Source organism: Propionivibrio sp. (assembly GCF_041441355.1).
In the GTDB taxonomy this organism is placed as follows: domain Bacteria; phylum Pseudomonadota; class Gammaproteobacteria; order Burkholderiales; family Rhodocyclaceae; genus Propionivibrio.
In genome coordinates this window covers 277,230-294,654 of the sequence record NZ_JASDTF010000019.1, presented here as the reverse complement: position 1 = coordinate 294,654, position 17,425 = coordinate 277,230, and the positions used below count along the sequence as shown (strand labels likewise).

General features: G+C 65.7%; 19 protein-coding genes. 12 read left to right on the top strand and 7 right to left on the bottom strand.

What is annotated here, in order from left to right:
* Nucleotides 1-33 precede the first annotated feature (33 nt).
* Complete coding sequence (locus QMB55_RS07835) at nucleotides 34-1,035, bottom strand: GGDEF domain-containing protein (protein WP_497588127.1); 1,002 nt, start codon at nucleotides 1,033-1,035, stop codon at nucleotides 34-36.
* Nucleotides 1,036-1,182: 147 nt separating this feature from the next.
* Here QMB55_RS07835 and QMB55_RS07830 point away from each other — a divergent pair, with 147 nt between their 5' ends.
* Nucleotides 1,183-1,647 (top strand): putative toxin-antitoxin system toxin component, PIN family, encoded by a 465-nt coding sequence (locus QMB55_RS07830; RefSeq protein ID WP_497588126.1) that lies wholly within the window; start codon nucleotides 1,183-1,185, stop codon nucleotides 1,645-1,647.
* Here QMB55_RS07830 and yaaA read toward each other — a convergent pair.
* Nucleotides 1,639-2,412, bottom strand: a complete 774-nt coding sequence (gene yaaA / locus QMB55_RS07825) for a peroxide stress protein YaaA (protein ID WP_497588125.1) — start codon at nucleotides 2,410-2,412, stop codon at nucleotides 1,639-1,641. The two genes, QMB55_RS07830 and yaaA, sit on opposite strands and share 9 nt — an antisense overlap.
* Before the next feature lie 109 nt (nucleotides 2,413-2,521).
* Here yaaA and QMB55_RS07820 point away from each other — a divergent pair, with 109 nt between their 5' ends.
* The 7 genes from QMB55_RS07820 to bioD all read left to right on the top strand — a co-directional run bounded on the left by QMB55_RS07820 (nucleotide 2,522) and on the right by bioD (nucleotide 10,649).
* Nucleotides 2,522-4,522, top strand: coding sequence for a site-specific recombinase (locus QMB55_RS07820; RefSeq protein ID WP_497588124.1), 2,001 nt, complete (start codon nucleotides 2,522-2,524; stop codon nucleotides 4,520-4,522).
* A 167-nt stretch (nucleotides 4,523-4,689) separates the two neighbouring features.
* Entirely contained in the window at nucleotides 4,690-5,865 is a 1,176-nt protein-coding gene (locus QMB55_RS07815) for a DUF2863 family protein (RefSeq protein ID WP_497588123.1), read from the top strand.
* A gap of 18 nt (nucleotides 5,866-5,883) precedes the next feature.
* Nucleotides 5,884-7,218, top strand: a complete 1,335-nt coding sequence (locus QMB55_RS07810) for an adenosylmethionine--8-amino-7-oxononanoate transaminase (RefSeq protein WP_497588122.1) — start codon at nucleotides 5,884-5,886, stop codon at nucleotides 7,216-7,218.
* Nucleotides 7,215-8,369, top strand: coding sequence for an 8-amino-7-oxononanoate synthase (gene bioF, locus QMB55_RS07805; RefSeq protein WP_497588121.1), 1,155 nt, complete (start codon nucleotides 7,215-7,217; stop codon nucleotides 8,367-8,369). Before QMB55_RS07810 ends, bioF begins: the two co-directional genes overlap by 4 nt.
* On the top strand, nucleotides 8,366-9,115 hold the full coding sequence (locus QMB55_RS07800; RefSeq protein WP_497588120.1) for an alpha/beta fold hydrolase: 750 nt from the start codon (nucleotides 8,366-8,368) through the stop codon (nucleotides 9,113-9,115). Before bioF ends, QMB55_RS07800 begins: the two co-directional genes overlap by 4 nt.
* The gene (gene bioC / locus QMB55_RS07795; RefSeq protein WP_497588119.1) at nucleotides 9,102-9,893 is read left to right on the top strand and encodes a malonyl-ACP O-methyltransferase BioC; all 792 of its coding nucleotides are present in this window, start codon (nucleotides 9,102-9,104) and stop codon (nucleotides 9,891-9,893) included. Before QMB55_RS07800 ends, bioC begins: the two co-directional genes overlap by 14 nt.
* 87 nt (nucleotides 9,894-9,980) lie before the next feature.
* Nucleotides 9,981-10,649 carry a dethiobiotin synthase gene (gene bioD, locus QMB55_RS07790; protein ID WP_497588118.1) on the top strand — a complete coding sequence of 223 codons (669 nt, stop codon included), beginning with the start codon at nucleotides 9,981-9,983 and terminating at the stop codon, nucleotides 10,647-10,649.
* Here the strand turns inward: bioD and QMB55_RS07785 are convergent.
* Together QMB55_RS07785 and QMB55_RS07780 are read right to left on the bottom strand one after the other, a co-directional pair.
* The gene (locus tag QMB55_RS07785) at nucleotides 10,646-10,987 is read right to left on the bottom strand and encodes an Hpt domain-containing protein (protein ID WP_497588117.1); all 342 of its coding nucleotides are present in this window, start codon (nucleotides 10,985-10,987) and stop codon (nucleotides 10,646-10,648) included. The genes bioD and QMB55_RS07785 overlap by 4 nt on opposite strands.
* Nucleotides 10,984-12,081: an HD domain-containing phosphohydrolase gene (locus QMB55_RS07780; RefSeq protein WP_497588116.1), complete on the bottom strand. Its 1,098-nt coding sequence runs from the start codon at nucleotides 12,079-12,081 to the stop codon at nucleotides 10,984-10,986. Before QMB55_RS07780 ends, QMB55_RS07785 begins: the two co-directional genes overlap by 4 nt.
* A gap of 109 nt (nucleotides 12,082-12,190) precedes the next feature.
* On the opposite strand from QMB55_RS07780, the gene QMB55_RS07775 reads away from it, so the two are divergent.
* The 4 genes from QMB55_RS07775 to QMB55_RS07760 all read left to right on the top strand — a co-directional run bounded on the left by QMB55_RS07775 (nucleotide 12,191) and on the right by QMB55_RS07760 (nucleotide 14,217).
* Entirely contained in the window at nucleotides 12,191-12,730 is a 540-nt protein-coding gene (locus QMB55_RS07775; RefSeq protein WP_497588115.1) for a septation protein A, read from the top strand.
* Nucleotides 12,730-13,032 carry a YciI family protein gene (locus QMB55_RS07770; protein WP_497588284.1) on the top strand — a complete coding sequence of 101 codons (303 nt, stop codon included), beginning with the start codon at nucleotides 12,730-12,732 and terminating at the stop codon, nucleotides 13,030-13,032. Before QMB55_RS07775 ends, QMB55_RS07770 begins: the two co-directional genes overlap by 1 nt.
* A complete protein-coding gene (locus QMB55_RS07765; RefSeq protein WP_497588114.1) occupies nucleotides 13,029-13,319 on the top strand; it encodes a BolA family protein in 291 nt (96 codons plus the stop codon). The genes QMB55_RS07770 and QMB55_RS07765 overlap by 4 nt, the downstream gene beginning before the upstream one ends.
* Before the next feature lie 109 nt (nucleotides 13,320-13,428).
* Nucleotides 13,429-14,217 (top strand): peptidylprolyl isomerase, encoded by a 789-nt coding sequence (locus QMB55_RS07760; protein WP_497588113.1) that lies wholly within the window; start codon nucleotides 13,429-13,431, stop codon nucleotides 14,215-14,217.
* Between the two features lie 122 nt (nucleotides 14,218-14,339).
* On the opposite strand, the gene glpK is transcribed toward QMB55_RS07760, so the two are convergent.
* The 3 genes from glpK to QMB55_RS07745 all read right to left on the bottom strand — a co-directional run bounded on the left by glpK (nucleotide 14,340) and on the right by QMB55_RS07745 (nucleotide 17,375).
* On the bottom strand, nucleotides 14,340-15,845 hold the full coding sequence (glpK, locus tag QMB55_RS07755; RefSeq protein ID WP_497588112.1) for a glycerol kinase GlpK: 1,506 nt from the start codon (nucleotides 15,843-15,845) through the stop codon (nucleotides 14,340-14,342).
* A gap of 48 nt (nucleotides 15,846-15,893) precedes the next feature.
* Nucleotides 15,894-16,598, bottom strand: coding sequence for an MIP/aquaporin family protein (locus QMB55_RS07750; RefSeq protein ID WP_497588111.1), 705 nt, complete (start codon nucleotides 16,596-16,598; stop codon nucleotides 15,894-15,896).
* A 99-nt stretch (nucleotides 16,599-16,697) separates the two neighbouring features.
* On the bottom strand, nucleotides 16,698-17,375 hold the full coding sequence (locus tag QMB55_RS07745) for a redoxin domain-containing protein (protein WP_497588110.1): 678 nt from the start codon (nucleotides 17,373-17,375) through the stop codon (nucleotides 16,698-16,700).
* Nucleotides 17,376-17,425 lie beyond the last annotated feature (50 nt).

The window sequence follows — 17,425 nt, the reverse complement described above, 5'->3', positions numbered from 1 at the left end:
GCCGGGCAGCGTCATCGACTCACGCCCTCGCGCTCAGTCGAACAGGGCGTCGATGTCGGCAGCCGGGGTGGCGTCGACGACCTGCGGCTGGGCTATGGCGCCAGCCCCCAGCAGCGCCTCATAGTCGCAGACCCGATTGCGACCGCTGGCTTTGGCGTAATAGAGCGCTCGGTCGGCGCGACCGAGCACGTCAGTCGGCACATCGAGCGCCTCGACGCGGGTAAACCCGATCGAGCACGTCACTTGCCCCACCTGAGGAAAATCGTGGCGTTCGACACGCCGGCGGAAGCGCTCGAAACTCTGCGCCGCCCGCGCCGCATCCACGGCGTTGAGCAGCACGACGAATTCCTCACCGCCGAAGCGAAACAACCGGTCGCCGGTGCGGAAAGTGCGGCGCATCAACTCGCCGAGGCGCAGCAGGACTTCGTCACCGAAGAGGTGACCGAAGGTGTCGTTGATCCGCTTGAAATGGTCGATGTCGATCACGCACAGCCAGGCCGGCATCGCGGCGTCCGCCTGACGCCGCTCGCCCCCCAGGTACTCGCATCCACGCGTCGAAGCCTGCAGCAGACGATCGAAAGTCTCCTCGAAGGTCTTGCGGTTGAGCAGCCGGGTCAAGCTGTCGAGTTCGCCGTAATCGAGCAGACGCAGCTGATGGCCATAAATGCGGGCCAGGCTGAGCACATCGTGCGCCTGACGCTCGCCGTCCTCCGGCGTGGCGCCGTCGTGACGGGCATACGCCAGAATGACTTGCTCGTTGCACAGCTCTGACGCCTGCAAGGCGACGAGTCCGCAGTCCCGCCCGTCGATGGCGCGGCGCAGCAGGCTGCCGTCACCCGGCACTTCGTCCAGACAGGCGAGCCACAGCTCGCAGGCACGACGTTCGCACCCCCCTCCGGAAAAGCGCCTGAGCGCTGGCGGCCCAAATGCGCCCTCGCGCAGGAACAAGCCAACGTCGGCACCTTCGCCGAACATGCCGCCGACAGCACCGAACAGGACGTCGGGCAGACGACTTCGGTCGCGACATGCGGACATTGCTTCTACGCGCTGGAGCAGGGGCAACACGCCGTTCCCTTCAAGTCGATTCCAAGACGATTGCAAGAATGATTGACCAAAGCCACCCGTGCGCGGCGATAATCGCCGCACATTTTAAGCACCGCCCCTTGCCACGACAACCGATCGATGCAAAAAAACGAAACGATTCCGCCGCTTAGCACGCGCCTTGTACTCGACACCAACATCATCATGGACATGCTGCACTTCGCCAACCCGGCGACCGCGCCCTTGCTGGCCGCGCTCACCGCCGGCCGAGTGCAGGCCCTGACCGATCCCGACTGCCTCGCCGAGCTTGAGCGCGTCCTCGCCTACCCCGAATTCCGCCTCGACGCTCCCGCGCAGAGGGCGCTGCTCGAACGCTACCTGAACCTGGCTGACAGCCTGCCGGGCGAGGACGGGGAAGCCTACGTCCTGCCGCGCTGCCGCGATGTCGACGACCAGAAATTCCTGATCCTGGCGGCACGCAGCGGCGCCGGCCTGCTGGTGACACGCGACAAGCTGCTGCTGCGCCTGGCTCAGCACAAACGCACGCCGCCGCCCTGCCCCATCGTCAAGGCCGACGAGGCCTGCCGTCGCCTTGGCCTAGGCTAGGCGGCGACGGAAGACCCAGCGCTCGCCGGACGACGCTTCGGGGTCGTAGGCATAGCCTTCGGCGGAAAAATCCTTCAACCCTTCGATGTCGTCGAGGCGCGCCTGCACGGCATAGCGCGCCATCAAGCCGCGCGCACGCTTGGCGTAGAAGCTCACCACTTTGTACGTGCCTTTGCTCCAGTCTTCGAACACCGGCTGCACGAACGGGACGTCGACACGCCGCGCGCCGACCGCCTTGAAGTACTCGTCGGAGGCCAGATTAACCAGCGTCGGCGAACCGCTGGCGCGTGCGGCCGCATTCACTGCCTCGGCGATGCGTGAGCCCCAGAAGGCATAGAGGTCCTTGCCGCGCGAATTGACGAGGCGCGTCCCCATTTCCAGCCGGTAGGGCTGGATCAGGTCGAGCGGGCGCAGCACCCCATAAAGCCCGGACAGGATGCGCACGCGATCCTGAGCGAAAAGGAGGTCGGCAGCGCTCAGCGTGCCTGCGTCCAAGCCCTCGTAGACGTCACCATTGAAGGCCAGCACCGCCGGCTTGGCGTTGGCCGGCGTGAAGGGCGTCGACCAGGCGGCATATCGCCCAACGTTGAGTTCGGCCAAGGGATCGCTGATCCCCATCAACGACGCCAGCTCGTTCGGCGCCAGCTCGCGCAGTCGCCCGATCAGCCGCGCCGACTCGGCGAGGAAATCCGGCTGGCTGTGATCGTGCAGATGCGGCGGGGTTTCGAAATCGAGGGATTTTGCGGGCGAGAGCAGAATAAGCATGGTTGAATTGAATCCAGGCACGATCAGACGGTCGAAAAGGCCGCCCGACAGAATTTGTTAGGATTGTAATCGACTCAAACAAAGGCCGGTCGTTCCCGACCGCGTTCGCATGGAAATACTCCTCAACCGTTTTAAAGATCACCACCCCGACCCCACCGATTTGCTCGCCCTGCTCGTTGCCGAACTGCGCCCGGAGAATCCGGACCAGTTGGAGGACGCAGAACGCCGGCTGCGCGCGCTGTGCCATTTGCTCGAGACGCGCTCCGACCTGCGCCGCGCCGTGCGCGAAGCCATCCTCGGCCTGAGCACTGAGACCCGCCACGCCGACCTGTACGCCTCGACCGGCATCCTGCCGAACACCGGTTTCTTCACCGAGCTTTTTCGCCGCATCGGCCACAAACTGCTGCCCGAAGCCCTCGACGACGAACGCTTGCGCACCCGCCTGCGGCGGATTTTCCCGCACGCGTCCGACGCCCGCTGGGTCACGGGGCTCGGCGAAACCGCTTGGCTCGAGCTGATCGCAGCCATTCATTTCGAAGAAACCCCGGCCAGCGCCGCCTTGCCGCATGCCGCCGCGGAGGTTCTGCGCGCCCTGCGCATCATTTCGTTCTGGATCGCGGCCGGCGGCATGGACCCGGAGCTGCTGCGCCTCGACCCGGCGCTTGAGCAATACGAATCGCCTTTCGCCACGCAGAACGCCGAGCTGATCGCCTACATCGACACGTATCCGCTCGCGTGGCGCCAACCGGCCGCCCTGATCAGCGACGACAAGCACCTGCGCGTCCTGCTCGACCAATGCCGGCAAAGCAGCGAACGCATCCGCAAACGCGCCGCACGCGACGGCACGAGCATCCGCCTGACCTTCCACTTGCAACGCCTGCAACAGCTGATCGACCGTTGCGAGGCGCTGCTCGATGTGCTCGACGCCCTACTCCACCACCCGGACGGCGAGCAGGCGCGCCCCCCCATCGTTCGCCTGTTCACCCACCTCGTCGCCGCCGAATGCCGGCGCGACGACCTGCGCGCCCACTGGCGGCAGAACACCGAACTCATCGCCCTGCGCGTCACCGAGAATGCCGGCCAGCACGGCGAACACTACATTTCCGAAACGCGCGCCGAATACTTCGCCATCGCCCGTTCGGCGGCCGTCGGCGGCTTCATCGTCGCCTTCATGGCCTGCCTCAAGCTGCTACTCGCCAATACCGAGATGGCGCCCCTTACCGGCGCTCTGGCGTTCTGCCTCAACTACGGCCTCGGTTTTTGCCTGATTCATTTCTTGCACGGCACCATCGCCACCAAACAACCGGCCATGACCGCCAACGCCATTGCCGCCACCATCTGCCAGTCCGGCGGCAAGCTGTGCGACGCCGAAACCCTTGCCGCCTTGGTCGCACGCACCGTGCGTACCCAGATCGTCGCCATCCTCGGCAACGTCGGGGTCGCCGTCCCGGTCGCCGCACTGATCGCCTTTGCCGTCTACTTTTTCAGCGGCACGCATTTCGTCCCACCGGCCAAAGCCGAACACCTGCTCACCGAACAAAGCCTGATCCACAGTGGCGTCGTCGTCTATGCCGCCATCGCCGGCATCTGCCTCTTCGTCGCCGGTTTGATCAGCGGCTACTTCGACAATTACGCCGCCTACAACCGGATTCCGCAACGCATCCGGCAGCTTGCCTGGGCACGCCGCCTGCTCGGCGAGTACCGGCTGCAACGCGTGGCGAATTACGTCGGCAACAACCTCGGCGCCCTGGCCGGCAATTTCCTTTTCGGATTCATGCTCGGCGGCACCACCCTGCTCGGTTTTCTCTTCGGCCTGCCGCTCGACATCCGTCACGTCGCGTTCTCCTCGGCCTTCGTCGGCCTCGGCTTCGTCGGCCTTGACGGTCATCCGAACGCCTGGCTGCTCCTCTGGTCCGTGCTCGGCGTCGCCGCCATCGGCACGATCAACCTCGTGGTCAGTTTCAGCCTCGCGCTCAACGTCGCCCTGCGCTCGCGCCAGGTCAGCGGTACGCCCTGGAAAACGATCATCGGCGCAGTGTGGCGCCATTTGCGCCAAAGGCCGCGCGATTTTTTCATGCCACCCAAGAACAACATCGCCGAAATTCGTTGATGCCGCCTCCGTGACGCCAAGAAGCACCGTGAAACCCCGCACCGCCAGGGGCACACAAGCACTGGTGATGGAAGAAAGCACCATCTATCGCCAGCATTTGGAAGTGCAAGGGGAAGCCGGCTCCGACCCTTGATACAATGCTGGATTGACCATTTCTCCTCGTCGCCATGAAACGCAACCGTCTTTCCTCGCGCAAACGCGTCTCCGCCGACGCCGCCGAACTGGGCCGCCTGGCCTTGTGCCTCGCCGAATCGGGCGGCCGTCTCGAAGACAGCTTCTGGGAGCGCCAGCTCGCCGACCTCGTCGAAAAGCTCCTGCTCAACGGCGCCGAGGACGACCTCAACGCGGCGCTCGACCGTTTGTTCGACGCGCACGCCGCAGCGCACGACGCGCTGGCCGACACCATCGAGGCCTGCGCCGAGTCCAGCGTGGTCACGCATCAGGGCGAGGAGTACGACGTGCTGCTGTTCAACGCCCCGATCCTTGCCTGGTCGCGCTTCTCGATCCCGGCCGGGACGATCGCCAAAAGCACCTTGCAGACGCTGTCCGTGCAACTTGGCGCGCACGCCTTCTCGGCCAAGGCGCGGATCGCCCTCGCCGACTTCCTGTACAGCCCCGACCAGCTGCCGCGCAGCTTCGTCGATACCTGGCAACTGATGCGCGACCTCGGCAGCGCGGCCCTGGCCGGAACGCCGCACAAAGTCGACATCGAGACGATGCCGGAAACCAACCAGTTCCTCTCCGACACCCGCTACCTGCTGGGTGCCGTCGTCGTCCCGCGCGGGCAGGCGCTCTTCCGCTGGAACGAGGCTGACGGCATGACGCGCGAGGCCGCCCTCAAGGAATGGATGAAGCAGGGTGGCCCCAGCCTCGAACCGCTGCTCACCGGCTGCGCCTTCCAACCGCTTCTGGCCGACGCCTACCACGGCGCCTGCCGCACCGCCGACCTCGCCTCGCGCCCGTATTCGCTGCGCGCCTCGGTCGCCTTCCTGCAGACTTCGCTCGGCAAGCCCGCCGAAGCGCTGCGCGCGGTGATCGGCGGCTTCCACGACCAGCGCCTGGAGGAGTACCGCATCGGCTTCGGCGCCCGCGACAGCGAAGCCATCTACCACGGCGTCGTCTGGCCGCTGCTCGGCAGCGAGGACGAGAACACCGATTCGACCGGCGAGATCGAAGGCCTGCTGCGCGAAGCCGGAATCAAGGACATCGTGGTCCACAACCAGCAATTCCCCTTCGAATTCTGCGACGACTGCGGCGCCCCGCTCTACCCCAACGCCGACGGCGACACGGTGCATGTCGAAATGCCCGAAGCGCCGGCCAGCGCCTCGCAGTCGCTGCACTGACCCCCCGACGGAGCCCTGATGGACAACGCCGAACTGCTCGCGCGCAGCCAACGCGCCGTCTGGCACCCGTGCACGCAGATGAAGCAGCACGCCAACGGCGATGCCGGTTCGCTGCCGCTCATCCCGATCGCGCGCGGCCAAGGCGCCTGGCTGTACGACTTCGACGGCCGTCGCTACCTCGACGGCATCAGCTCGTGGTGGGTCAACCTCTTCGGCCACGCCAACCCGCGCATCAACGCCGCGCTGCGCGCGCAGCTCGACGAACTCGAGCACGTCATCCTCGCCGGCTTCACCCACCGCCCGGTGGTCGAACTCTCCGAGCGCCTCGCGGCCTTGACCGGCGGCGCGCTTGGACACGCCTTCTACGCCTCGGACGGCGCCTCGGCGACCGAAATCGCGCTGAAGATGTCCTTCCACAGCTGGCGCAACCGCGGCTTCGACAAGAAACGGGATTTCCTCTGCCTCGAAGGCAGTTACCACGGCGAAACCGTCGGCGCGCTGGCGGTCACCGACGTCGCGATCTTCAAGGACGCCTACGCGCCGCTGATCCGCCCGGCCGCGACCGTGCCGCCCCCCGACGCCCGCCGCGCCGAGCCCGGTGAAACACCCGTCGACGTCGCCCGCCGCGCCGCCGCCGCGCTCGAAGCCCACCTCGAAAAACATCACGAGACCCTCGCCGCGCTGATCGTCGAGCCGCTCGTCCAGTGCGCCAGCGGCATGGCGATGTACGACCCGGAATACCTGCGCCTGGCGCGTGCGCTGTGCGACCGCTACGCCGTGCACCTCATCTGCGACGAAATCGCCGTCGGCTGCGGTCGCAGCGGCACCTTCTTCGCGCACGATCAGGCGGGCATCAAACCCGACTTCCTGTGCCTGTCGAAAGGCATCTCGGGCGGTTATCTGCCGCTGTCCATCGTCCTCACCACCGACGCCGTCTACGGCGCCTTTTGGGACGACGCCACGGCGCGCGGCTTCCTGCACTCGCACTCCTACACCGGCAACGCGCTCGCCTGCCGCGCCGCGCTGGCGACGCTCGACATCTTCGCTGAAGACGACGTCATCGCCCGCAACAAAAGCCTCTCCGACCGCCTGTACGCGGCGCTGGCACCGCTCGCCGAGCGCCCCGAAGTGCGCCACCTGCGCCGGCGCGGCATGATCCAGGCCTTTGACGTCGCCAGCGACGACCCGCATTTCTCGCGCCGCTTCTACCGCGCCGCGCTCGCCCGCGAGGCGTTGCTGCGCCCGATCGGCACCACGGTCTACGTGATGCCGCCGTACATCGTGAGCGATGCCGAGATCGAGCATCTGGCCCGTGCCCTCGAAGGCGCGCTCGACGAGGCGCTGGCCGGATGATTTACGACAGCCTGCACGACGAACTTGCGGCGCTCGAAACCGCCGGCCTCAAACGGCGGCGCCGCACCCTCGAAGCGCCCTGCGGCCCGCTGGCGGTGGTCGACGGGCGCGAGTTCGTCAGCTTCTGCAGCAACGATTACCTGGGCCTGGCCAACGACCCGGCACTCGTCGAAGCCGCCGTCGCCGGAGCCCAACAATGGGGCGTCGGCAGCGGCGCTTCGCACCTCGTCAGCGGTCACCTCGCGCCGCACGAACAGCTCGAACAGGAACTCGCCGCCTTCGTCGGCGCCGAGCGCGCGCTGTTTTTATCGACCGGCTACATGGCCAACCTGTCCATCGTTCCGGCGCTCGTCGGGCGCGACGACGCGGTCTTCGCCGACAAGCTCAACCACGCGTCGCTGATCGATGCCGTGCAGCTCTCACGGGCGCACAGCGTGCGCTACCCGCACGCCGACCTCGCCGCGCTCGAAGCACGCCTCGCGGCGAGCACCGCCAAGCGCAAGCTGATCCTCACCGACGCCGTGTTCAGCATGGACGGCGACGTGGCACCGCTGCCCGAACTGCTCGCGCTGGCCGAGCGCTTCGACGCCTGGCTGGTGGTCGACGACGCACACGGTTTCGGGGTCCTCGGCCCGCAAGGGCGCGGCGCCTGCGCCCACTTCACCCTGCCGGCCTCACCGCGCCTCATCTACATGGGTACGCTGGGCAAGGCCGCGGGCGCCTCGGGCGCCTTCATCGCCGGCTCGGCGACGGTCATCGAGTGGCTGCTGCAACGCGCCCGAACCTACATTTTCTCGACCGGATCGAGCCCGATCATCGCCTGCGCGCTGCGCGCCAGCCTCGCCCTGATCGCCCAAGGCGACGCGCGCCGCGCGCATCTGGCCGCGCTCACCGCACAACTGCGTACGGGACTTGCCGGAACACCCTGGCGCCTGCTGCCTTCGCCGACCGCGATTCAGCCCATCGTCGTCGGCGATAACCACGCCGTCGTCGCCCTGGCTGAAGCCCTTTATTCACGCGGCCTGTGGGTGCCCGGAATCCGCCCGCCGACAGTCCCGCAGGGCAGCGCCCGCCTGCGTGTCTCGCTCTCCGCAGCGCACACCACCGAACACGTCGAACGCCTCGTCGACGCCTTGCGCGAACTGGCATGAAAAGCACTGAACTCTTTCTGCTGCACGGCTGGGGCGCCGGCCGTGCAGCCTGGGCGCCCGTCGTCGAACGCCTGGCCGCCACGCATCCCGAGCAGCGCGTCACGCCGCTCGACCTGCCCGGCTACGGCAACACCGAAGCCACCGCCGACTTCACGCAGGCCGCGCAAACTCTGGCCAACCGCCTGCCGCCCGGCGCCGTCCTGTGCGCCTGGTCGCTCGGCGCGCAACTGGCGCTGCGGGCGGCCCGAATCGCCCCCGAAAAACTCGCCGGACTGATCCTCGTCGGCGCCACGCCGGCCTTCGTACAAACCACCGGCTGGCCCGACGCACAGCCGCCCGCACTGCTCGAAGGTTTCACCGCCGCCGTCGCCGCCGACCCGGCCACAGCGCTGCAACGCTTCGTCGCCCTGTTCAACCAGGGCGATGCGCAAGCGCGCACCATCGGCCGCCAGCTCGCGCGCACGCTCAAGGACGCCCCTTTGCCCGACGCAGCAAGCTTGCTCTCCGGCCTCGCCTGGCTGCGCGACGTTGACCTGCGCGCCGAAGTCGCCAACGTGCGCACGCCGACGCTGCTCATCCACGGCGAACGCGACCCCCTGATGCCGCTCGGCGCCGCGCGCTGGCTCGCCCAGACCTTGCCGCAAGCACGGCTCGAGACGTTTGCCGACGCCGCGCACGCGCCTTTCCTCCACGACCTCGAACGCTTTACCGCCCTCGTCGGCGACTTTTGCCATGCTTCCGCCTGATCTCAAGCAGCGCGTACGCGCCTCCTTCGACCGTGCCGCCGTCACCTACGACAGCGCCGCCGTCGTCCAGCGCCGCGTCTGCGACCGCCTGCTCGCCACCCTCGTTGCCCGCAGCACATTCGACACCACGCCGCCGACGCACATCCTCGACGCCGGCTGCGGCACGGGCTACGGTGCCGGTCTCCTGCGCCAGCGCTGGCCGCAGGCCGAAATCACCGGCGTCGACTTCGCCCCGGCGATGCTCGGCCAGGCCCGCGCCCAACTCAGCACCGGCGCGGCCGGCGACATCGAACACCTACCATTCGCCGACGCCCGCTTCGAGCTCTGGTGGTCGAGCCTGACCATCCAGTGGTGCGACGCCGCCCGCGTCTTCGCCGAAGCGCATCGCGTCCTGCGCCCCGGCGGCCGCTTGGCGCTCAGCACCCTGGCCACCGAAACCTTCCACGAATTGCGCAGCGCCTTTTCCGGCATCGACGCGCACCGTCACACGCTGCCCTTCAGCGATCCCGAAGCCATCGGTGCCGCGCTCGCCGGTGCTGGTTTCCTCGACATCGAACTCGTTCGCGAGCGCCACCTCGTGCACTACCCTGAACTCAAGACGCTGCTGCGCGCGGTCAAAGCCATCGGCGCCCAGAACGTCGGCGAGGGCGGTCGCAGCGGCATGCTCGGCAAGGACGCCTGGACGCGCGTCCAGGCCGCTTACGAAGCCTACCGGACGCCCGCCGGGCTGCCCGCGAGCTACGACGTACTGCTGTATACGGCCAGACGGCCGGGCTAGACACCGCACTCCATCGCGCCTTCGCCGCCGACGCAAATCGAACCCGACCGCGCCGAGACTTTTCTTCCGCCCCCCGGAGCATCGAATATGAACGCACCGCAAGCCCCCGCCTGGTTCGTCGCCGGCACCGACACCGAAGTCGGCAAGACCTTCGTCACCTGCGCCCTGCTGCACGCTTTCGCCGCACAAGGCCTGAACGCGGTCGGCATGAAACCCATCGCCGCCGGCACCGATGCCGACGGGTGCAACGAGGACGTCGAGCAACTGCTCGCTGCGATGCCCGTCAAACCGGCGCGCGAGCTCGTCAATCCCTACCTCTTCGCGCCGCCGATCGCGCCGCACATCGCCGCCGCCGAAGCTGGCCGGGCCATCGAACCTGGACCGATCCGCACCGCCTTCGACGCGCTGCGTGCGCACGCCGACGCGGTGCTGGTCGAGGGCGTCGGTGGTTTCCTGGTTCCGCTCGGCCCGCGTTACGATGCGGCCGACCTGGCACAGGACCTCGCCCTGCCGGTGATCCTGGTGGTCGGCATGCGCCTCGGGTGCATCAACCACGCCCTGCTCACGCGCGATGCCATCGCTGCGCGTGGCCTGCCGCTCGCCGGCTGGGTCGCCAACCGCATCGACCCGCAGATGAACCGTTTCGAGGAAAACCTGGAGGCGCTCAAGGCACGGCTGCCGGCACCGCTACTCGGCATCGTCCCGGCAAACAGCACCCCCGCCGACGCCGCGCGCGGCCTGAGTCTGCCGCGCTAGACCGCGCTTTCGTCGGCCAGCGCCTCGGCCAGGAGGGCAATGTCGGCATCGACGGCCGCCGCCAACGCGGGCGCTTCGGCCAGATCGCCGGCCGCTGCGGCCTGTTCGAGCGCCAGCGCCCGGGCACGCCCTGAGGCGAATGAAAAGGTCGCCAGCATGCTCTTGACGGTATGCGCCTCGCGCCGGAGCAGCGCCGCATCGCCCGTGGCCAGGGCGTCTTTGAGCGCGGCGCGGTAAGTCTCGCTCTCGGCGACGAACATCGCCGCCGCCGCGGCGAACAGCTCGGCGTCCCCCCCCAGACGGGCAATCGCGTCGGTTCGATCGTAAATCGGTGTCATTCGACGCTCCCTTCGCCCCAGCCGGCCCCTGGAATGTATTCGTCGCGGTAACGTTCGCACACCGCCAGCACGTCGTCGAGCACGGCCATGAAGGCATCGACGCATTGCGGATCAAAGTGGCTGCCGCGCCCGTCGTGCAAGTAAGCCAGCGCCTGTTCGAGCGTCCAGGCCGATTTGTACGGGCGTTCGGCCAGCAGCGCATCGAAAACATCGGCGACCGCGACGATGCGCCCGAGCAGCGGGATCTGCTCGCCCGCCGTGCCGTAAGGGTAGCCGTTGCCGTCGTAACGTTCGTGGTGCGAGACGGCGATCGTCGCCGCCGCCTGCATGACGGACGAGGCGCTCCCCCGCATCAGCTCATGTCCGATCGTCGCGTGCGTCTTCATGATCTCGAACTCGGCGGAAGTGAGCGGCCCGGGTTTGAGCAGAATGTGATCCGGAATCCCGATCTTGCCGATGTCGTGCATCGGCGCCGCCTGCAGGATCAGCGCCTGGGTTTCGGACGGCAGACCGAGTTGCTGTGCGATCAGGCGCGAACAATGCGCCATGCGCTGGATGTGCGCACCGGTCTCGGGATCGCGGAACTCGGCGGCGCGCGACATGCGGAAAAGCAGCTCCTGCTCGCGCGCATGCACGGCCTCCGTCGCCTTGCGCACTTCATCGGCCAGCCAGGCCGCGCGGTCGGCGAGATGGCGCCGGCTCTCGCCCAGGGCCAGCATATTGCGCACGCGCGCGTCGAACTCGATGCGGTCGACGGGCTTGGTCAGAAAATCCGTGGCCCCGCGCTGCAAAGCCTCGTAGCGCACCTGCTTATCGACGTTGGCGGTGATCATCAGCAACGGCAGTTCGGCGCAAGCCGGGCTTTCCCGCAGCCGGCGGACGAATTCAAGCCCGTCCATCCCCGGCATCATGTAGTCGACGATGATCAATTCCGGGCGTTGCTCAAGGCACCAGGACAAGCCGACCTCCGCCTGCACGAAGCACTCCGGCACACATCCTGGAATGCGGCTGACGAGCGCCTTGAACAAGGTCAGGTTAATCTCGCTGTCATCAACGATGGCGATCCGGTTCATGGCGGTCGGGGCAGTGAACATCAACAGGAGACTACCTTGCCCGACGCCGCACGGCAATCCTCCGCGCCGGCAAATGGACAGTCGCGACGCAAATCGGCCATAATCCGCCGGTCCATACGTTGCGCCGAACATGAAATTTCTCTTCGACCTCTTCCCGGTCATCCTCTTCTTCATCGCCTTCAAGACCGAAGGCATTTTCGTCGCCACCGGCGTCGCCATTGCCGCCACCTTCGCCCAGATCGGCTGGGTGTGGTTTCGTCACCGCAAGGTCGATGCCATGCTGTGGGCGAGCCTCGTCATCGTCACCGTCTTCGGCGGCATGACCCTGCTCTTCCACGACGAGAACTTCATCAAATGGAAGCCGACCGTCCTCTACTGGGCGTTCGCCGCCGGGCTGACGGTCAGCACCCTGGCCTTCGGCAAGAACCTCATCCGTTCGCTGCTCGGCGAGCAGGTCAGCCTGCCCGAGCCCGCCTGGAAAATGCTCAACTGGTCGTGGGTCGTCTTCTTCCTCGTCATGGGCGTGATCAACCTGCTCGTGGCCTTCGCCCTTGGCCTGTCGACCGATGCCTGGGTCAATTTCAAGATGTTCGGCGGCATCGGCCTGACGCTGGCCTTCGCCCTCGGGCAAGGCGTTTACCTGACCAAACACATGCAGGAGAAAGAATGATGCTCTACGCCATCGTCGGAGAAGATCGCGAAGACAGCCTTGCGGCGCGCCTTGCCGCGCGCCCGGCCCACCTCGAGCGCCTGCAGGCGCTGCAAAATGCCGGCCGCCTCATCCTCGCCGGCCCCTGCCCGGCGATCGACAGCGCCGACCCCGGCCCGGCCGGTTTCACCGGCAGCCTGATCGTCGCCGAATTCGCCTCACTCGATGCCGCCCAGGCCTGGGCCGATGCCGACCCTTACGTGGCGGCCGGCGTTTACGCCCGGGTGACGGTCAAGCCTTTCCGCAAGGTCTTCCCGGCATGAGCGGCGCCGGCCCCTTGCCGTTCCCCGAGATCGAAGCGCTCATCCGCGCCCGGCTCGCCACGCTGAATGCAGAACGTATCGAACTGATCGATGACTCCGCGCAGCATGCCGGCCACGCCGGCGCCCGCAGCGGCGGCCATTACCGCCTCCACATCGTCGCCGCAGGCTTTGCCGGCAAAGCCACGCTGGCCCGCCACCGCCTGGTGAACGAGGCGCTCGGCGATCTGATGCGCACCCACATCCATGCGTTGAGCATTCGCGCGCAAACCCCGGAAGAATCGACTTAGGCCTGAACCGGCAAGGCTGCACGCCTCGTCGCGTACAGTCTGTTGCTTTACTCTTCCCCTCCGAACCCCTATCCTGCGCTTTTTTCCCCTGACTGAAGGACAACGAGAAATGCATAAGAAAACGACACTCGCGGCCGCCCTGCTCGTCGGCGCCCTGATCTCGGCGCCTGCCATGGCCGCCGGCAAGGCATTCGTCACGGTCAACGGCGTCGCCATTCCGCAAAACCTGGCCGACACCTTCATCGCCGAACAAAAGGCGCAGGGCGCCCCCGATTCGCCGGAACTGAAGAACGCCGTCCGCGAAGAGCTGATCCGCCGTGAACTGCTGATCCAGGAAGCCAAGAAGGCCGGCATCGACAAGCGTGCCGACGTTTCCGCCCAGGCCGACGCGGCCCGCCAGGCCATCTTCATCCGCGCTTTCGTGCAGGATTACCTGAAGAAGAACCCGATCACCGACGCCCAACTCAAGGCCGACTACGACAAGATCAAGGCCCAGCTCGGCGACACCGAGTACAAGGCGCGCCACATCCTGGTCCAGAAGGAAGAAGACGCCAAGGCGATCGTCGACAACCTGAAGAAGGGGGCCAAGTTCGAAGAACTCGCCAAGCAGTCGATCGATCCGGGCTCGAAGGATAACGGCGGCGACCTCGGCTGGGCCAGCGCCGGCAACTTCGTCAAGCCCTTCGCCGACGCGCTCACCGCGCTCGCCAAGGGTAAGTTCACCGAAACGCCGGTCAAGACCGACTTTGGCTACCACGTCATCCTGCTCGACGACAGCCGCCCGCTCAGCGCGCCGTCCTTCGAAGAGGTCAAGCCGCGCCTGCAGCAGCAAGCCCAGCAGCAGCAGATCGGCAAGCTGGTCGACAGCCTGCGCGCCAAGGCCAAGGTCAGCGACTGACGGAACCCCAAAAATGCAACGCCGGGCCGCGTCAGCCGCCCGGCGTTTTTTTGCCCTATAAAGAACCTCAGTCCGGGAAAGCGCCCGCAGAGGCGCTCCCCGGGGATGTCACTCAAACCACTTTAGGCGCCCTCTTCCTCCCACGCCAAGGCACGCTTGACCGCTTTCTTCCATCCCGAGTACTTCCGGTCGCGCTCCTCTGCCGCCATTGCAGGACTGAAAGCCCGATCAACAGCCCAGCGTTCGGCAATCTCGCTCTTGCTCTTCCAGAAGCCAACGGCAAGGCCAGCTAGGAAAGCCGCACCCATGGCCGTCGTCTCTGTGACACAAGGCCGCTGCACCGGGACGCCCAGGATGTCGGACTGGAATTGCATCAGGAAATTGTTGGCCACAGCGCCGCCATCCACTTTGAGCGCCGCCAGCTTGATTCCCGAGTCCTCCTCCATGGCTTGCAAGACGTCGCGCGTCTGGTAGGCAATCGATTCGAGCGTCGCCCGCACGATGTGGTTGCGGTTCGCGCCACGAGTCAGGCCAACCAGGGTGCCGCGGGCGTACATGTCCCAATATGGCGCGCCGAGACCGACGAAAGCCGGGACCAGATAAACGCCGTGACTATCCGGAACCGAGGCGGCCATGGCCTCGGTCTGCGCGGCGTTGTCGACGAGGCGCAACTCGTCGCGCAGCCACTGGACCGCGGCCCCGGCGACGAAGATGCTGCCTTCGAGCGCGTACTCGACCTTGCCGTCGACGCCCCAGGCAATCGTCGTCAGCAATCCGTTCTTCGACGGAACGCGCTTCTCGCCGGTATTCATCAGCATGAAGCAGCCGGTGCCGTAGGTGTTCTTGGCCATCCCGTCGGAGAAGCACGCCTGCCCGAACAGCGCGGCCTGCTGGTCGCCGGCGACCCCGGCAATCGGAATCTCGGCGCCACCGAAGGTCTGGGCATCGGTATAGCCATAGACTTCGCTCGACGGCCGCACCTTGGGCAACATCGCCAACGGGACGCCAAGCAGATCAAGCATCTTCTGATCCCACTCCAGCGTCTTGATGTTGAAGAGCATCGTCCGCGAAGCGTTCGAGTAATCGGTGACGTGCACCTTGCCGCGGGTGAGGTTCCAGATCAGCCAGGTGTCGATGTTGCCGAACAGCAGCTCACCTTTCTCGGCGCGCACCCGTGCCCCCGGAACGTTGTCGAGAATCCACTTGACCTTGGTTCCCGAGAAGTACGCATCGAGGACTAGCCCGGTGTTCTCGCGCACGTAGTTTTCGAGCCCCTCGGCCTTAAGCGCGTCGCAAATACTGGCGGTACGCCGACACTGCCAGACGATGGCGTTGTAAATCGGCTTACCGGTAGCTTTGTCCCAGACGACGGTCGTTTCGCGCTGATTGGTGATCCCGATCGCCGCCACTTCGTCCGGGCGCACCCGACTGCGCTCCAGCACCTCACGCGCAACACCGCTCTGCGTGCCCCAGATTTCGAGCGCGTCGTGCTCGACCCAGCCGGCTTTCGGATAAATCTGCGAGAACTCCTTCTGCGCCACCCCGACGCTGCGTCCGGTTTGGTCAAAGAGGATCGCACGTGAACTCGTGGTCCCTTGGTCAAGCGCCAGAATATATTTTTTGCTCATGATTCATCGACCTCCGTTCAAGTCAGTTGAATTTCACCGCAAGCTTTTTCACAGCACCGCGCTTGCCAGCGCCGCGCCACAAATGCCACCCAGGACGGGTGCAACCACAGGAATCCATGAGTAGCCCCAATCCGAATCGCCCTTGCCCGGAATCGGCAGAAGCGCGTGCATGATGCGCGGACCGAGATCGCGTGCCGGATTAAGGGCATACCCGGTCGGGCCGCCAAAGGACAGCCCCATGCCAAGAATCAGAATGCCGACAGCGATCGGGCCGACGCCTTCCGCATATTTATTGGCGCCAAGGAACATGATGACGAAGAGCAGGATGGCCGTGGAGATGAACTCACAGATGAAATTTCCGACCGGATTACGCACCGCAGGACCGGTCGAAAAAACCGCCAGTTTCAGCCCCGGGTCGCTGGTCCCGCCCCAATGAGACAGGTAAGCGAGGTAAACCAGCCCAGAGCCGACCATCGCGCCGATGAACTGTCCGAGAACATAAGTCGGCACCAAAGCCCAGTCGAATTTGCCCACCGCAGCCAGCGCAATCGAGACCGCAGGATTAAGGTGCGCGCCACTGAACTGCCCCGAGGCATAAACCCCCAGCGTCACCCCGATCGCCCATGCGAAAGTAATGACAATCCAGCCGCCGCCCTGCGCCTTGCTCTTATCGAGCAAAACTCCCGCGACCACCCCGCAACCAAACAACAGGATCATTGCCGTACCGACGATTTCCGAAACAAACGGTGTCATGGATCTCTCCCGATAATGTATATGGAATTTAAATCGTGCTACGTTCCCCGTGCTGCTTACTCCGTAATTCGGGGGCGAAAAAATGTCGCGCCCCTCCCCTCAAGACGATCCTTTATCAATACGCAAGCGATCCGACGACCAGACGCTCCCACCTTCACTGCTCCGGAAACGCCCGATGCTCATATTGGCCGTCGTCCAGACACCGTGGATATTGCCGACGAGATCGGCACTCGGTTCAAGCACTTTGTCTCCGGGCAACCAATCGCAAGGCAGCGCTTCGTGCGGATTTCTGCGCAGTCGTTGCAGGCCTGCCAGTATCCGGAATAGCTCTTCGTAGCTTCGCCCGACGGCAGGATGCGTGACCTGAACGGCCTGGATCACCCCATCCGGATCAATCACGAACAATCCTCGGTGGTTGAACAACTGAGTTTCGTCAAAAACCCCGTAGAGTCGACCGATGCTGCCGGCAACATCGGACAGCATCGGGAAACGCACCGTCTTTTCGGCAACCTTGTGCAGTTCCTGCTCAACCCAGGCCTTATGCACGTACGGCGAATCGACACTAACCGTCAATACCTCGGCACCGAGCCCATGAAAGGCCTCGTAATTCTCTGCCGCAGCCGAAACCTCGGTAGCGCAGACGAAAGTAAAATCGCCCGGATAAAAAAGAAGGACGACCCACCGCCCGCGATAATCCGCCAAGCCGACGTCAACAAACGCCCCGCCGTGATATGCGAACGCCTTGAAATCTGGCGCTTTCTGTCCTACTCCGACCATGCGACACCTCCCGTTTCAGTGGTTGATCAAGCATCGCCAAACGCCCCGCC

Coding starts and splice junctions, on each gene's coding strand:
- QMB55_RS07815 (WP_497588123.1), top strand. CDS start 4,690: ATGAAACGCAACCGTCTTTCCTCGCGCAAACGCGTCTCCGCCGACGCC.
- QMB55_RS07765 (WP_497588114.1), top strand. CDS start 13,029: ATGAGCGGCGCCGGCCCCTTGCCGTTCCCCGAGATCGAAGCGCTCATC.
- QMB55_RS07785 (WP_497588117.1), bottom strand. CDS start 10,987: ATGACACCGATTTACGATCGAACCGACGCGATTGCCCGTCTGGGGGGG.
- QMB55_RS07770 (WP_497588284.1), top strand. CDS start 12,730: ATGCTCTACGCCATCGTCGGAGAAGATCGCGAAGACAGCCTTGCGGCG.
- QMB55_RS07750 (WP_497588111.1), bottom strand. CDS start 16,598: ATGACACCGTTTGTTTCGGAAATCGTCGGTACGGCAATGATCCTGTTG.
- QMB55_RS07835 (WP_497588127.1), bottom strand. CDS start 1,035: ATGTCCGCATGTCGCGACCGAAGTCGTCTGCCCGACGTCCTGTTCGGT.
- bioF (WP_497588121.1), top strand. CDS start 7,215: ATGATTTACGACAGCCTGCACGACGAACTTGCGGCGCTCGAAACCGCC.
- QMB55_RS07775 (WP_497588115.1), top strand. CDS start 12,191: ATGAAATTTCTCTTCGACCTCTTCCCGGTCATCCTCTTCTTCATCGCC.
- QMB55_RS07800 (WP_497588120.1), top strand. CDS start 8,366: ATGAAAAGCACTGAACTCTTTCTGCTGCACGGCTGGGGCGCCGGCCGT.
- yaaA (WP_497588125.1), bottom strand. CDS start 2,412: ATGCTTATTCTGCTCTCGCCCGCAAAATCCCTCGATTTCGAAACCCCG.
- QMB55_RS07745 (WP_497588110.1), bottom strand. CDS start 17,375: ATGGTCGGAGTAGGACAGAAAGCGCCAGATTTCAAGGCGTTCGCATAT.
- QMB55_RS07780 (WP_497588116.1), bottom strand. CDS start 12,081: ATGTTCACTGCCCCGACCGCCATGAACCGGATCGCCATCGTTGATGAC.
- QMB55_RS07760 (WP_497588113.1), top strand. CDS start 13,429: ATGCATAAGAAAACGACACTCGCGGCCGCCCTGCTCGTCGGCGCCCTG.
- QMB55_RS07810 (WP_497588122.1), top strand. CDS start 5,884: ATGGACAACGCCGAACTGCTCGCGCGCAGCCAACGCGCCGTCTGGCAC.
- bioD (WP_497588118.1), top strand. CDS start 9,981: ATGAACGCACCGCAAGCCCCCGCCTGGTTCGTCGCCGGCACCGACACC.
- QMB55_RS07830 (WP_497588126.1), top strand. CDS start 1,183: ATGCAAAAAAACGAAACGATTCCGCCGCTTAGCACGCGCCTTGTACTC.
- glpK (WP_497588112.1), bottom strand. CDS start 15,845: ATGAGCAAAAAATATATTCTGGCGCTTGACCAAGGGACCACGAGTTCA.
- QMB55_RS07820 (WP_497588124.1), top strand. CDS start 2,522: ATGGAAATACTCCTCAACCGTTTTAAAGATCACCACCCCGACCCCACC.
- bioC (WP_497588119.1), top strand. CDS start 9,102: ATGCTTCCGCCTGATCTCAAGCAGCGCGTACGCGCCTCCTTCGACCGT.